This is a genomic window from Citrobacter sp. C5_2 (genome assembly GCF_014596845.2).
GTDB classification, from domain to species: domain Bacteria; phylum Pseudomonadota; class Gammaproteobacteria; order Enterobacterales; family Enterobacteriaceae; genus Citrobacter; species Citrobacter werkmanii.
In genome coordinates this window covers 4419394-4433178 of the sequence record NZ_CP115032.1, presented here as the reverse complement: position 1 = coordinate 4433178, position 13785 = coordinate 4419394, and the positions used below count along the sequence as shown (strand labels likewise).

General features: G+C 49.7%; 16 protein-coding genes and 1 pseudogene. 15 read left to right on the top strand and 2 right to left on the bottom strand.

Annotated elements, in window-relative coordinates:
- Nucleotides 1–490: 490 nt before the first annotated feature.
- From ICA20_RS21580 to ICA20_RS21525, 12 genes are all read left to right on the top strand, one after another.
- Entirely contained in the window at nt 491–1672 is a 1182-nt protein-coding gene (locus ICA20_RS21580; protein ID WP_149282218.1) for a hypothetical protein, read from the top strand.
- Between the two features lie 181 nt (nt 1673–1853).
- Nucleotides 1854–2522, top strand: coding sequence for an EcsC family protein (locus ICA20_RS21575; RefSeq protein WP_048299772.1), 669 nt, complete (start codon nt 1854–1856; stop codon nt 2520–2522).
- Complete coding sequence (locus ICA20_RS21570) at nt 2522–2773, top strand: DUF905 family protein (protein ID WP_048299773.1); 252 nt, start codon at nt 2522–2524, stop codon at nt 2771–2773. The genes ICA20_RS21575 and ICA20_RS21570 overlap by 1 nt, the downstream gene beginning before the upstream one ends.
- Nucleotides 2774–2904: 131 nt before the next feature.
- Nucleotides 2905–3723 (top strand): DUF932 domain-containing protein, encoded by an 819-nt coding sequence (locus tag ICA20_RS21565; RefSeq protein WP_149282217.1) that lies wholly within the window; start codon nt 2905–2907, stop codon nt 3721–3723.
- Nucleotides 3724–3908: 185 nt separating this feature from the next.
- Entirely contained in the window at nt 3909–4391 is a 483-nt protein-coding gene (locus ICA20_RS21560) for an antirestriction protein (RefSeq protein WP_149282216.1), read from the top strand.
- A gap of 11 nt (nt 4392–4402) precedes the next feature.
- A complete protein-coding gene (radC, locus tag ICA20_RS21555; protein WP_043865897.1) occupies nt 4403–4882 on the top strand; it encodes a DNA repair protein RadC in 480 nt (159 codons plus the stop codon).
- An 11-nt stretch (nt 4883–4893) separates the two neighbouring features.
- The gene (locus ICA20_RS21550; RefSeq protein ID WP_043865896.1) at nt 4894–5115 is read left to right on the top strand and encodes a DUF987 domain-containing protein; all 222 of its coding nucleotides are present in this window, start codon (nt 4894–4896) and stop codon (nt 5113–5115) included.
- Nucleotides 5116–5137: 22 nt separating this feature from the next.
- The gene (locus ICA20_RS21545) at nt 5138–5497 is read left to right on the top strand and encodes a type IV toxin-antitoxin system YeeU family antitoxin (RefSeq protein ID WP_048299776.1); all 360 of its coding nucleotides are present in this window, start codon (nt 5138–5140) and stop codon (nt 5495–5497) included.
- A gap of 62 nt (nt 5498–5559) precedes the next feature.
- Nucleotides 5560–5937: a TA system toxin CbtA family protein gene (locus ICA20_RS21540; protein ID WP_043865894.1), complete on the top strand. Its 378-nt coding sequence runs from the start codon at nt 5560–5562 to the stop codon at nt 5935–5937.
- Complete coding sequence (locus tag ICA20_RS21535; protein WP_048299778.1) at nt 5934–6425, top strand: DUF5983 family protein; 492 nt, start codon at nt 5934–5936, stop codon at nt 6423–6425. Before ICA20_RS21540 ends, ICA20_RS21535 begins: the two co-directional genes overlap by 4 nt.
- Before the next feature lie 127 nt (nt 6426–6552).
- On the top strand, nt 6553–7401 hold the full coding sequence (locus tag ICA20_RS21530) for a DUF4942 domain-containing protein (protein ID WP_049097506.1): 849 nt from the start codon (nt 6553–6555) through the stop codon (nt 7399–7401).
- A gap of 69 nt (nt 7402–7470) precedes the next feature.
- Nucleotides 7471–8478 (top strand): restriction endonuclease, encoded by a 1008-nt coding sequence (locus ICA20_RS21525; RefSeq protein WP_149282215.1) that lies wholly within the window; start codon nt 7471–7473, stop codon nt 8476–8478.
- 350 nt (nt 8479–8828) lie between these two features.
- On the opposite strand, the gene ICA20_RS21520 is transcribed toward ICA20_RS21525, so the two are convergent.
- Entirely contained in the window at nt 8829–9683 is an 855-nt protein-coding gene (locus tag ICA20_RS21520; protein ID WP_038636864.1) for a GIY-YIG nuclease family protein, read from the bottom strand.
- A 166-nt stretch (nt 9684–9849) separates the two neighbouring features.
- On the opposite strand from ICA20_RS21520, the pseudogene ICA20_RS21515 reads away from it, so the two are divergent.
- Nucleotides 9850–9960, top strand: a pseudogene (locus tag ICA20_RS21515) (type VI secretion system tube protein Hcp); the annotation flags it as partial.
- A gap of 64 nt (nt 9961–10024) precedes the next feature.
- Here the strand turns inward: ICA20_RS21515 and ICA20_RS21510 are convergent.
- The gene (locus ICA20_RS21510) at nt 10025–10207 is read right to left on the bottom strand and encodes a hypothetical protein (RefSeq protein WP_038636867.1); all 183 of its coding nucleotides are present in this window, start codon (nt 10205–10207) and stop codon (nt 10025–10027) included.
- A gap of 745 nt (nt 10208–10952) precedes the next feature.
- On the opposite strand from ICA20_RS21510, the gene ICA20_RS21505 reads away from it, so the two are divergent.
- The gene (locus ICA20_RS21505; protein ID WP_038636869.1) at nt 10953–12323 is read left to right on the top strand and encodes a tyrosine phenol-lyase; all 1371 of its coding nucleotides are present in this window, start codon (nt 10953–10955) and stop codon (nt 12321–12323) included.
- Nucleotides 12324–12512: 189 nt separating this feature from the next.
- Nucleotides 12513–13778, top strand: a complete 1266-nt coding sequence (locus tag ICA20_RS21500) for an aromatic amino acid transporter (RefSeq protein ID WP_038636871.1) — start codon at nt 12513–12515, stop codon at nt 13776–13778.
- Nucleotides 13779–13785: the final 7 nt, after the last annotated feature.

The following is a 13785-nucleotide window of genomic DNA, read 5'->3' as shown; positions in this document are numbered from 1 at the left end:
ACGGGGAGGATGTGTTTCTCCCTGATTTCCTGCTCAGTATCAAATAAGCACTCGTCGCAGAATTCCTTATCAAGCCCAAACAGACGGCTGATGATGCCCCTTCTCTTGTTACATCTTGCACATCGTTTCATTACATCACCTGTATTCCTTTGACCCAGCCACCTTCAACTACGGCTTAGAAAAAACATATAAAAACATAGTTTTAACAACCTTTCGCCACCGTGATTGGGTTGTCTTTACAAAAATACTAATTGATTATACAGATCAATTTTATTAAATCGATCGATAAAAACGATCATGATATTACCGATTGCACGCACCCTGGCATAGGTTTTGGTCGGGTCATTTCCACGGCCGGAAGGGTTATCAACAGCGAAGAGGGCAGGATGAAGGTTTCCCGCTGATTAGCGGGTGATGAGTACGTTCAGGAAGTAAAACCATTCAGGGAAACAAGCCCGTTTCCCGTTCAGTAATAAAAAAGGAAAATTGAATGAAAAAATACCGTCCACATCAGAAAACCTTGCTGGCGGTTGTGCTCAGCATGGCGGCGTTTAATGCCTCTGCCGCCTGGACCGTCAATGGTACTTTCTGCCAGTCGTACAGCGATGACGGCCAGGTTCTGCTACGGGTTAAGCCATCAACGATCGGTATTATTGAGAATAAGCCGCAGTGCGGCGGTCGTGGCACCACCGAACTTGCAGGGAGTAATTTCAGGATTAATAACACGTCTTATCCATCCAGCGTGATGTGTAACAGCCAGTCCCAATACCAAGCTGTGCAGACAGCCGTGGCAACCAGTGATATTCAGTCAGTTATTAATTCATTGAAAGAAAACAAAAAAGTCAGCATGAGCACGTTTGGTTCTTCTTTTACCTTCAGTACTGCTGATTTTGCCAGCGCGTGCAGCTCGGTAATTAATCAGAAGGTGGCTGATTTCGATCCTCAGTCAGAATACAAGCAGGACATGGCAAAGATGGGTTACAAACAGGATGAAAACGGCCAATGGCATAAACAATCAAAACAGGCATATTCACGCGAAGCTGATCCGGAAATAACTGCCAACTACAATCCAAAAGCGGGCGTTGCTGAAGGTTCAGGAAAAGGTGGGTTCTATGGAGACGGAACCAGTAAAAATCTTTATGGCCTGGGTAGCCAGGCGCAAAAAGATGCAGAAGCGGCAAATGAAGCCCGCCGCCTCGCGGCACAACATCGTATGTCGAAAACTACCCCAAAAATAACAGAACCAGAGAAGCAGACAGCTCAGCAGTCTGTCGATCTCCCGGTGAATGCGTTCTGTACCCTGGATAACGGGAAAAATGTGGATGTCTTTGCCGCCGCAGGACAGGATTATCGCTACACCTACTCGGATAAAAACGATAAACCCGAGCTGGAGTTAACGGAAGGGCTGTTCGGCGTGAAAGCCTTCCACTACCACGCACCGCTGGGAATGGGCTCTGCCAGTTATATCCGCTTTAACAAAGGGGTATACGACTACATTCTGCTGAGTAAAGACACCGGTCATGAAGAGTTTCAGGGTATTCGGGTGTACAAAAACGGCGACCTGGTTTCGGCTCACGAATGCAAAACCCATCTGATGCTCGATACCCGCCAGCTTCCCCAGGATAGTCACGTTGACAACGACAAAATGGGTGAACACTTCATCCTGAACTGACTGTAAAAGTCATTAACCGCAGGAATACCCCTGCCACGACTCTACCCCACACAGCAGGCCACATCCCTACAGGGGACGTGGCTTGTTCTTTTTATACCTTCTGACAGCAAACCCACAAGCCAAGCTCATCACAGCGATGTCCCTGGCCTTTCTTTTATCCACTGTTTAAGCAGGAGAACGAATGGAAAATAACGATGAGATTGACGTTGAGTATGACGATGAGATGCCTGCAGAGAAACACAACTCCCGCAGTATTCAGGCCATGATGGGCTGGCTCTATGACAAAGCCGTCAGTGGGATTGCCGGGATCGAGTCGGCTGAAACCCTGGCAGAACGCTATCTCACTGATGCTGAGGGTGATGTGACAAAGGCCGCCCACGCGATGATCCGCTGGGAAAGCGTCAAGGCGGGTAGTACCGGCTTTTTATCCGGTGTGGGTGGGGTGGTGGCGATGCCCGTCACGCTGCCGCTGAACATCACCAGCGTACTGTTTCTCCAGACCCGACTGGTGGCAGCCATCGCCTGCCTCGGCAAACGCAGTCTGGCTGACGAACGTATCCGGGCACTCGCCGGGCTGTGCCTATGCGGTAACGCTGCCAAAGCGCTGTTGCAGGAAGTGGCGTTACAGGCGATGGACAACTGGACCCGCCCCTTCACACGGAGGATTGTGGAGAAAACCCTGGTGCTGATGGCCGCCCGTGCCGGTGTACGCACCAGTGGCCAGTTTATTCGTCTGGTGCCTCTGGCCGGCGGTGTGGTCAGCGGGGCGGTGGATGTCACCACCACCCGCACGATTGGCCGTATTGCCTGCACCACGTTTCTTCCACCTTATCCGGGGCAAAGGAAATAATGAGAAATCATGAGGTTACCACTTTTCCGCACAAGAGGCTCACCCGCGCTGAGGCCGAAGCTATTGCTGCAACGTACACCAATGTCACCTTTGAGGATGACCAGGGTATCCATTTTCGTCTGGTTATCCACGATACCGACGGCATGCTTATCTGGTGGGACTGGGATTTTGTCCCGGAGGCTGGCGTGATGCCCAACCGCTATATTGCCAGCTACGGTATCCCGATGGCCCCTGCTACTGACGACAATTAACGATCGTCCCACGACGGCAACAACCACCGCTATCACTATTACCCCCTCACAGCCACGCAAACAACCAGGCCATACTTCCTTCCGGGGGTATGGCCTGTCTGCGTTTATGCCATTATCAAGGAGTTTACATAATGCGATTAGCCAGCCGCTTTGGCCACACGAACCAGATACGTCGTGACCGTCCGCTGACCCACGAAGAATTACACCAGCATGTTCCCAGCGTCTTTGGTGAAGACAAGCACAATTCCAGGAGCGAGAAGTACACCTATATCCCCACGATTACCCTGCTCGAAAACCTGCAGCGCGAAGGTTTTCAGCCCTTCTTCGCCTGCCAGTCGCGTGTACGTGACCCCGGACGCCGGGAGCATACAAAGCATATGCTGCGCCTGCGTCGCGCCGGGCAGATAAACGGCCAGCAGGTACCGGAAATCATCATCCTCAACAGCCATGATGGTGCATCGAGTTTTCAGTTGCTGCCGGGCATATTCCGCAGCGTCTGCACCAATTCCCTGGTTTGCGGGCAGTCGTTTGGCGAAATTCGCGTACCACACCGGGGCAACGTGGTGGAGAGAGTTATTGAAGGCGCTTACGAAGTCCTCGGGGTGTTTGACCTGGTGGAGGAAAAGCGCGAGGCCATGCAGTCGCTGCTGCTCCCGCCACTGGCGCAGCAGGCGCTGGCGAAGGCTGCGCTGACGTATCGCTTTGGCGAAGAGCATCAGCCGGTAACCGAAGCACAGGCGCTCTCTCCCCGTCGCTGGCAGGATGAGAAAAATGACCTCTGGACAGTCTTTAACCGCCTGCAGGAGAACCTGAGCAAGGGTGGATTGGCCGGACGCTCGGCACAGGGTAAGCGCAGCCACACCCGCGCCGTCAACGGTATCGACGGTGACCTTAAACTGAACCGGGCCTTGTGGGTGATGGCGGAAGAACTGCAGCAGGCGCTGAGCTGATGCGGCACGCTCCAGCGAAAGAAATGTCGATGGCTATGCACAGTTCTGCCCACGCTCACATCTGAACGTACCGCTTGCTGATATCACCCGCCGGTAACACGGCACATCTGCTCCCCCAATTACACGACTCACATGCTCCCGCTCATCGGGAGTGCGCTGATGACCCTGACAAAAGGAAAACAACCATGACGGACATGATTCATCTTAACGATAACAACCTGTTGTATCCCTCTACCGGTGATGACTTCATACCGGTATTAGCCGCCACACTCGTTCCGGATGAACAACGAGTGGAATTCTGGCCGCAGTACTTTGGTAACATCCCACAATGGATAATCCTTGAGCCACATATCTTCGCCTGGATGGACCGCTTCTGCGCGGACTACTGCGGGGGTATCTGGCAGTTTTACATGCTAAGCAACGGCGGTGCTTTTATGGCCCCGGAGGCGAATGAGGATACCGATGAAAAATGGTCGCTGTTCAACACCATGAACGGTAACGGTGGTGAACTCAGCGCCGAAGCCGCCGGTATTGCCGTCTGTCTGATGACTTACAGCCACCACGCCATGCGTACCGGATGCGATGCCATGACGGAACACTATTACCGTCTGCGGGATTACGCGCTCAACCACGCGGAATGCAGCGCCATCATGCACATCATCGACTGAGGTCAGACACTATGGAACAACAGCTACCGCTGTTTGCTGCCGGATTACCGGCATCCGCACAGCACATCATCCGGGAGGCACTAACCCTGCTGGAGCGTCAGTTACGTGAACCCGGAGCGTCATTTACCTCCAGCCACGCCGTCCGGGACTGGCTGCGCCTGCAGCTTGCCACACTGGAGCGTGAAGAGTTTACCGCGCTCTTCCTCGATAACCAGCACCGGCTGATTGCGCATGAAACCCTCTTTACCGGCACCATCAACCATACGCAGGTCCATCCACGGGAGGTGATGAAGGCGGCACTTAAATATAACGCTGCAGCCATGCTCGTCGCGCACTGCCACCCGTCAGGGCACGCAGAGCCCAGCGAGGCGGACAGACGGATCACAGAACGTCTTAAACAGGCACTGGACTTGGTGGACATCCGCCTGCTGGACCACCTGGTTGTTGGCGGGATGGAAATCGTCTCGCTCGCTGAACGTGGCTGGCTGTAAGGAGACCTGTGATGAAAATAATCCCCAAACGTCAGGCAATGACGATATACCGCCAGCATCCTGAAGCCCGGTTGTTTCGTTTCTGTACCGGAAAGTACAAGTGGAGCGGCAGCATCTGCCATTACGCGGGTCGGGAGGTTCAGGATATCAGCGGCGTACTGGCGGTTTTTGCTGAACGCCGTCAGGACCGTCATGGCCCGTATGTCGTATTGCGCAGCGTTACCCTGAATTAATGCACAGTTAAGGATTACTTAAATGCAGAACACAACAAATGTAGCAACCCATGATAGTGCCGAACCCTGGTGGGGACTTAAACCTACCGTCAGGACGTGCTTTGGCGCACGGCTGGTGCAGGAAGGCAACCAGTTGCACTATCTCGCCGACCGCGCCAGCATCACCGGCACGTTCAGCGAAGCGGATTTACGCCATCTTGATCAGGCGTTTCCGCTGCTTTTGAAACAGCTTGAATTGATGCTGGTTTCCGGTGAACTCAATCCCCGCCATCAGCACTGCGTCACGCTGTATCACAATGGTCTCATCTGCGAAGCGGACACACTGGGCAGTTGTGGTTATATCTACCTCGCGATTTATCCGGGGGAACCGCCAGCAGCATAATCACCAGACCTGCAACAGCATCCGGCACCACCTTCCTCGTTTCACCTCAGAAAGAGAACATCATGCAAACCCAATCTATACACCCTGCACGGGCGGCAGAGTCCTGCCCGCCGCCTGTCGCCGTCTGGCAGATATTACTGACGCACTTGCTGGACCGCCACTACGGTCTGACGCTCAGAGATACACCATTTGGCAACGATGGCGTGATCCAGGAGCATATTGAGGCTGGTATCTCGCTGTGCGATGCCATCAATTTTATCGTCGAAAAGTATGAACTAATCCGTATCGATCGTCACGGTTTCAACGCAGATACACAGTCTCCACTTATTAGTTGTATTGACATTCTCCATGCCCGTAAGGCTTGTGGATTAATGACCCGCAACGGCCACAAAGTGGTTACCGATATCACTCGCGGCAAATGTAGCGAGGTGCAGCAATGAAACTATCCCTGACAGTAGAAGCTGATGCCATCAACGTACTGGCTCTCAATATGGGTCGGATCGCCGTCGATATCGACGGGATTGAGCTGACCGACCTGATCAATGTGGTCTGTGACAACGGTTATTCGCTTCGTATTGCTGATACCCCCGGGAAGCTGATTGTTGAAGATCCGCTACTACCTGTCACCCGTCTGAACGGGATCCAGTGCAATACCGGGCACATTACCAGTGAGGATAACGCTATTCTCGACCAGATAAGTCTTCAACGCCACGACGGCGGCAACAACGACTGGATACTGTACACCGGCTACGGATTTATTCTCAGACTGAATGCCCGTTTACATCCCGTACTGGAACTAAAGCGAATCGGGCTTTCAAAAGACAGCCGTCGGTTAGTGACTACGCTCATACAACGTTACGGGATCGATATTCTGCATTTGGATGCAGCGGGCGACCTGTTGCCCGGTTTTGCAACTTTCGACTGGTAGGCCCTCGATCCGACATATTCAGTCTCTGCAATACTCCAGTCAGAATAATCGCAGTCCGATATTCACCTTACGCATAAGCGCCAGCCCTCACCGGCTGGCGTTTTGCTTTATAGAAAGGATATAAACTATGTCAGAACTCACCATCACCAAATCCGAAGTTTTAACCGATCACACCGACGTGATTTGCTCCACCAGCATTGAGCGCATCATCACCGGGCGTAATAGTGCACTTAAACAAATTGAGACACTGATACAACAAGTTGCTGATATATCGACGCTGACCAGAAGTATCGGCGGTAAAACCGCTCTTGACTGGGCCATGAAGCAGGATTTTCGCTGTGGCTGCTGGTTGATGGAAAAAAGAGAAGCGGCAATGAAAGCCATTACCCGCAATCTCGATCGCGATATATGGCGTGACTTAATGAAGCGTTCAGGGATGCTTTCCATTATGGATGCTCAGGCTCGTGAGCAGTGGTACAACAGCCTGGAGAAAGACGATATTCCCGCTATCAATGAAGAAAATATTCTGAGCACATTTAAACAATTGCATCTGAATAAAAGTGAAGTATTTGAACGTGGTGTGATTAACGTGTTTAAGGGGCTGAGCTGGGATTACAAAAGCAACAGCCCGTGTAAGTTTGGGAAAAAAATCATCGTGACAGGGCTGGTGAAATATGACCGTTGGGGATTTGGTCTTAACTGGGGCTGGCAGCGTGATCGCCTGGCTGACCTTGAGCGCATGCTGATGCTTCTCGATGGAAAACCTGTCCCCGACAACCGGGCTGATGTCACCCGTCGTCTCAGCGATCATATTCATGAGAACAGGCACAGTACCAGTTATGAGGATGAGATGTTTACTATTAAGTACTATCAGAAGGGAACGGCCCACATCACGTTCAAACGATCAGAGCTGGTTGATAAGTTGAATGACATCATCGCCCGGCACTACCCAAGCTTGTTAAGCAGCCGTTCTTGAGGGTTTTGACGGCTGAAGCTAACAAGCTTATGATCCGTCGTAATTTCTTTTCCTCATGAAGGAACGGGTATGAGCAGCAGAATGTGGATGATCCGTGGTGACGGCGGCAAGCTCTATGACGATTTTCGCGATAAGCAAATTGTAGGCATCGGTTGGTCTCAGCTGGCTCCATTAGTCAAACCCGGCCTGTCCCGAGCCCAGTTACTCGCCTTATACCAAGAGGCAGACCCATTAACAAAGCTGGGAACTGCGCGTTCTGGTGCATCGCAGGTCTGGCGTTTTGTGAACGAAATCCAAAAGGGGGATTGGGTTATGACCTATTCGCCAGCCAACCGTACTTATTTGCTAGGCAAAGTTACTTCAGACTTCCAATATCATCCTGAATGGGTGGACGAGGGGATGGGTATCGCTCGGCAGGTTAAATGGAATACTCAAGAAATCGATCGCGATCGACTGTCTGTATCTACCAAGAACACATTGGGTTCTACGCTGACGGTTTTCCAGCTTCCAGAATATGCGCTAGAAGAGCTTTTACAGGATAAGAAACCCACTATTGATGTGATTACTCAGAATCCAGTTGCGATGGATGAAGATGAGGTCGTTTCTGATCCGCTCCGCGATATGGAAATGCTGGCGTTTGAGGGTATCAAAGATCGTATCAACTCTCTTGACTGGGACGAGATGCAAAATCTGGTTGCCGGAGTTTTACGCAGTATGGGCTATAAAACGCAGGTCTCACCTGCAGGAGCCGATCGGGGTAAAGATATCATTGCTTCACCTGATGGGTTCGGTTTTGAAAATCCACGTATTATCGTTGAGGTAAAACATCGCAGGGAGCAAATGGGAAGTCAGCAGATTCGCAGCTTTATTGGCGGTCGCCATAAAGACGATCGCGGTCTTTATGTCAGTACAGGGGGTTTTACGAAAGATGCTCGATATGAAGCCGACCGTTCGACGATACCACTGACGCTTTGGACGCTTGATGATCTCGTCCGGGCGCTTATTGAGAACTATGAGCAAGTGGATATTGAGACCAAACTTTTGGTGCCTCTGAAGAAAACTTTCCTGCCTGCCTGAATCTTGCTTTGATAGCCATATCGGTGTTCTACTGGTGTGGCTTTATACCCACTTGCAATGTCTATTTTTTGTACGGATTTTAACTTGTGGGTACAAGTGCGGGTATAACTATTTATCCCTGTTTATAAACTACATTGATATCAGTCTATTGGGTGTAAAATTCGAGTCCGGCCTTCGCAATCGGTTCTTAAGTATAACTATTTTTTATGGTCATGGGCTGTGATGTAAAAGAAAGATCGATATTTCAGTTTATACCGGCACTGTTTTCAGGTGAAAAGTTCAATTTGGCCCTCCCCCCTTCTTTTAAACCTTCACCTCAGCGAGAGTTTTGCGTCTCGGTGGCACGATTATTAAACTTCGCTATTATTATATAATATATCGCACAAAATACGACTCGATTCCAGTATCGGAAGATCCTTGTTTAATAACGACGAACGCATCGGTAACCTGTTCAATAGGTTCTCGGTTTGTGAGGCGAGATAGGCAACTAGAGGGTGCGCATTTTTGTCGGCTGAAATCAGCCGAACGCTGTATTGTGTGATTGTATCTTTGCGACAGATTCCCGAGCAGTAGTTGGTTGTACCCGTATACCTGAAATCTTTAATTGAAAAGCTAAACATGCGCATTATTTTGTGAGCGTCACTCTGTTCAGCGTAATTATCCGCTATCCGAAATTTCACTGTATTTTCTTCAATATCATATTGATAAAGTAGTCGATGCTGCTTAAACAGTAAGATAAGCAGTAAGCGATTTATCCTGCTGAACTGTTCCGTCACCTCGATAAGGTCGTTTATCATTAAATTGGACTGCTTTTTCATTTTCCTATGAGAATGCTCCGTACATCTACTGGCACGAAGTGGCGGCCTCTCTATGCCTTTCTGCAATTGAGCGTTAATTACTTCATGATCAATAACATAATGAATATGCTTAATCGCAGGTTCCAGTGCCTCAATGGTAAACAGTTCTGTATAACCATCGCCTGCATCAATGCCTGTCTGATAATTGGTTAACAGAAAATGCAGCATTTTTTCTAGTTTAAAAACCTCTGACTGCGGCACGATAATTTGGTAAGAGCGCTCAAAATCCACTTCGCCCCAGGTTCGTGTTAGTGATTGAATGCGGTTATAGATGTTATTAGCTTTACCAATTTTCATCATCTTTTTGGCCGGGAAAATCAATAAATAAAGAAAGGAAAGGTTGTCCATAAAGCACCTCTGGTTGCGGTATTAAAGAAGGCAATGATAAAAGATTTCTCTTGTTAGGCGTAGCGCGCTGCGATAATGCGGTACGGCTGCCACTGGTAAAGGCTAGTAGAAGTAAGTTTGTTTAATGCCTTGAACACCGTTTTTAACACGCTCAAGGCGCGAGCGGGGAACCGGGCATTTAGAAAGCGTACAACTGCGCTATGAAAAAATTACTTGGTGTATCGTAGATGGCAATATTCAATATACTGACGCCTGGAACGAACGTACTACGGCATAAAGCAAAGATGGCGCAATGCCCCATAATAAAGGCGCCCGCAGGCACCTCAAGGACTATCACACTCTCACCCCTTCGACCCTTTACCCGCAATCACTCCGATAAACTCCAGCACCTGCTTTTGCTTGCGCGCGGAGAGCTTTTCCACGGCGCGCAGGGATTTCATCAGTTCTGACTCTTCGGGTTCGGCGGTGCGTGCGGCATGCACTTCTGGATCAAATGAAACTGCAATACAATGCGTATCAGTCATGGTGACTATTCCCTTTAATAGTTACTGCGTATCGTGCTAATAAAATCCCTGTAAATTCCCCCAGTATCTTGGGTGAAGTCCAGATGTAAATAAGATGAAATAAGCGCGAATAGCACGCTTTTGGAATAAATAGAAAACGCCTTCATCCCAATAAATCCGGTATTATTCAGCGTATAAATTCATTACCTTCCACACGCCTGAATATCCCCGCGCTCCAGAAAACAACGCCTGTTTCCATCTGGTCAAAAATGCGATCTAACTCACTGAAGCAAATAGCAAACTCTGAAACAACACCAATTTGTACACTTTACTTTACACTTTTAGTGATATGTATCACAAATAGTAACTCGCGAAGTGATCCGACTCTCACAAAATGGGGTGTACTCATTCACCAATACAAAATGAGAACAGCCTGGAAAGTTAAGTTTTCAGTATTTCCGGTCGCAGGTAACGCTCAACAGCGAACGACAAAACAACACGCAAAAAAAAACTTGTTGAATATGAATAGGTAAAAAAATGACGTGTGATTTGCATCACTCACATTTACAGATTTTTGAATTATTGCCAGTGATTAATGTTGCTCGAGCTATTTCCATAATCAATTAAATCTTGCATAGTGCCTCCACATTATTTCTCCCCCTGGCTCAGGAGGCGAATAGTTATATTTCATCAGACTTTATTGATGAACCAGGTATGCTTTACTTCACATTAATACGTACATGACCACTGTTACTGGAGAAACAAAATGAATTATCCGGCAGAACCCTTCCGTATTAAAAGCGTTGAAACTGTATCTATGATCCCGCGTGATGAACGCCTTAAGAAAATGCAGGAAGCGGGTTACAATACTTTCCTGTTAAATTCGAAAGATATTTATATTGACCTGCTGACCGACAGTGGCACCAACGCAATGAGCGACAAGCAGTGGGCCGGAATGATGATGGGTGATGAAGCGTACGCGGGCAGCGAAAACTTCTACCATCTGGAAAGAACGGTTCAGGAACTGTTTGGCTTTAAACATATTGTTCCGACTCACCAGGGCCGCGGCGCTGAAAACCTGTTATCGCAGCTGGCTATTAAACCTGGGCAATATGTTGCCGGGAATATGTATTTCACCACTACCCGTTATCACCAGGAAAAAAATGGCGCGGTGTTTGTCGATATCGTTCGTGACGAAGCGCACGATGCCGGTCTGAATATTGCATTTAAAGGTGATATCGATCTTAAAAAATTACAAAAGCTGATTGATGAAAAAGGCGCCGAGAATATTGCCTATATCTGCCTGGCGGTGACGGTTAACCTCGCGGGCGGGCAGCCGGTATCGATGGCAAACATGCGTGCGGTACGTGAACTGACAAAAGCACACGGCATTAAAGTGTTCTACGACGCCACCCGCTGCGTAGAAAACGCCTACTTTATCAAAGAGCAAGAGCAGGGCTTTGAGAACAAGAGCATCGCAGAGATCGTGCATGAGATGTTCAGCTACGCCGACGGTTGTACCATGAGTGGTAAAAAAGACTGTCTGGTAAACATCGGCGGTTTCCTGTGCATGAATGATGACGAAATGTTCTCTGCTGCCAAAGAGTTAGTCGTGGTCTACGAAGGGATGCCATCCTACGGCGGCCTGGCCGGACGCGACATGGAAGCCATGGCGATTGGTCTGCGCGAAGCCATGCAGTATGAGTACATTGAGCACCGCGTGAAGCAGGTGCGCTACCTGGGCGACAAGCTGAAAGCTGCTGGCGTACCGATTGTTGAACCGGTGGGTGGCCATGCGGTATTCCTCGATGCGCGCCGCTTCTGCGAGCATCTGACGCAGGACGAGTTCCCGGCGCAAAGCCTGGCTGCCAGCATCTATGTAGAAACTGGTGTACGTAGTATGGAGCGCGGAATTATCTCTGCGGGTCGTAATAACGTGACCGGCGAACACCACAGACCGAAACTGGAAACCGTGCGTCTGACGATTCCACGTCGCGTTTATACCTACGCGCATATGGATGTGGTGGCCGACGGTATTATTAAACTTTACCAGCACAAAGAAGATATTCGCGGGCTGAAGTTTATTTATGAGCCGAAGCAGTTGCGTTTCTTTACCGCGCGCTTTGATTATATCTAAATAAGCATTATGGCCCCATCTGGCGATGGGGCTTTTTTGTCTTCTTTTTCCATGAACAGGAAGCCTTTGCGGTGTCCGTTACCGTGACAGAACTATAAAAAGTAAACCCTGACTCCGACATTTTTATTATCCGCATGATGTACAAATGACAGCTGTAATTATAACGAATAGTCTACAGGAACATTTATCATGGATATTAATGCCATTGAGCGACAGAGTAGTACCCCCGGACTGATTAGCGGAACCATGTTGGTTATCGCGACCGTAGTGGGTGGCGGAATGTTTTCCCTGCCGATTGCGATGGCCGGCGTATGGTTCCCCGGTGCGTCGGTTATTCTTCTCTTTATTGCCATCATGATGTTATTAACCGGCCTGATGCTGGTTGAAGTTAACCTACATTATGGCGCTGGTGCCAGTTTTAATACCTTTACCCAGGATTTATTAGGCCGTAAGTGGAATATCGTGGTGGGTATCGCTTTCGGCTTTGTGCTGTATATTCTGACCTATGCCTATATCTCCGGTTCATCGGCGGTGATGGCGCAAACCGTATTTAAATACAGCGGAGTGCGTTTTCCGGCAAATATCTCGGTGATTATCGTCAGTATGCTGGTTGGGGCAATTGCCTGGTACAGTTCCTTGCTGGTTGGACGCATCACTACCGTGCTGATTATCGGTAAATTTGTGGCGTTCTTTGCCACCTTCTCCGGGCTAGTGGGCCATATCGAAGTGGCAAAACTCGTCGACAGCGTGGCGGTGGCGCTGCCCAATTCGCAGTATCTGCCGTATATCCTGATGACGCTGCCGTTCTGCATTATCTCGTTTGGTTTTCACGGTAACGTGCCGAGCCTGGTCAAGCTGTATGGCACGAGCGGGATTTCGAATATTACGCGCTCTATTATCATCGGCACGCTGTTTGCCCTGCTGCTGTATATCTTCTGGTTAGCCGTTACGATGGGCAACATTAGCCGTTCCTCGTTCCCGCCAATTATCGCCAAAGGCGGCAATATCGACGTGTTTGTCGAGGCCATCAGCGGGCTGTTCACCAGCCGTTATATGGATCTGATCCTGACCTTCTTCGGCAACTTCGCGGTCGCCAGTTCCCTGCTGGCGGCGACGCTTGGCCTGTTTGATTACATCGCCGATCTGTTTCATTTCCCGGATGACGGCATGGGCCGCCTGAAAACCGCGCTGGTGACTTACTTCCCGCCAGCCGCCGTGTGCTTCTTCTTCCCGAACGGTTTTGTGCACGCGATTGGTTACGCCGGTCTGGCCTTTACCATCTGGAGCGTGATCCTGCCGCCGTTCCTGGTGAAAGCGGCGCGGAAACGTTTTCCGACCGCCAGCTATACCGCGCCGTGTAATAACACCGTGCTCAATCTGGTGATTGTCTGTGGGGCGATTGTTTATCTGACGGTTGTTCTGGACGTATTTGGTCTGCTGCCAACGTTTCGTTAGACGGAGT

Excerpts from the sequence above, each read along its gene's own strand:
- ICA20_RS21545 (WP_048299776.1), top strand. The coding sequence starts at position 5,138 with ATGCAGAACACAACAAATGTAGCAACCCATGATAGTGCCGAACCCTGG.
- ICA20_RS21520 (WP_038636864.1), bottom strand. The coding sequence starts at position 9,683 with ATGGACAACCTTTCCTTTCTTTATTTATTGATTTTCCCGGCCAAAAAG.
- ICA20_RS21575 (WP_048299772.1), top strand. The coding sequence starts at position 1,854 with ATGGAAAATAACGATGAGATTGACGTTGAGTATGACGATGAGATGCCT.
- ICA20_RS21525 (WP_149282215.1), top strand. The coding sequence starts at position 7,471 with ATGAGCAGCAGAATGTGGATGATCCGTGGTGACGGCGGCAAGCTCTAT.
- ICA20_RS21570 (WP_048299773.1), top strand. The coding sequence starts at position 2,522 with ATGAGAAATCATGAGGTTACCACTTTTCCGCACAAGAGGCTCACCCGC.
- ICA20_RS21500 (WP_038636871.1), top strand. The coding sequence starts at position 12,513 with ATGGATATTAATGCCATTGAGCGACAGAGTAGTACCCCCGGACTGATT.
- ICA20_RS21510 (WP_038636867.1), bottom strand. The coding sequence starts at position 10,207 with ATGACTGATACGCATTGTATTGCAGTTTCATTTGATCCAGAAGTGCAT.
- radC (WP_043865897.1), top strand. The coding sequence starts at position 4,403 with ATGGAACAACAGCTACCGCTGTTTGCTGCCGGATTACCGGCATCCGCA.
- ICA20_RS21530 (WP_049097506.1), top strand. The coding sequence starts at position 6,553 with ATGTCAGAACTCACCATCACCAAATCCGAAGTTTTAACCGATCACACC.
- ICA20_RS21505 (WP_038636869.1), top strand. The coding sequence starts at position 10,953 with ATGAATTATCCGGCAGAACCCTTCCGTATTAAAAGCGTTGAAACTGTA.
- ICA20_RS21580 (WP_149282218.1), top strand. The coding sequence starts at position 491 with ATGAAAAAATACCGTCCACATCAGAAAACCTTGCTGGCGGTTGTGCTC.
- ICA20_RS21560 (WP_149282216.1), top strand. The coding sequence starts at position 3,909 with ATGACGGACATGATTCATCTTAACGATAACAACCTGTTGTATCCCTCT.
- ICA20_RS21565 (WP_149282217.1), top strand. The coding sequence starts at position 2,905 with ATGCGATTAGCCAGCCGCTTTGGCCACACGAACCAGATACGTCGTGAC.
- ICA20_RS21540 (WP_043865894.1), top strand. The coding sequence starts at position 5,560 with ATGCAAACCCAATCTATACACCCTGCACGGGCGGCAGAGTCCTGCCCG.
- ICA20_RS21550 (WP_043865896.1), top strand. The coding sequence starts at position 4,894 with ATGAAAATAATCCCCAAACGTCAGGCAATGACGATATACCGCCAGCAT.
- ICA20_RS21535 (WP_048299778.1), top strand. The coding sequence starts at position 5,934 with ATGAAACTATCCCTGACAGTAGAAGCTGATGCCATCAACGTACTGGCT.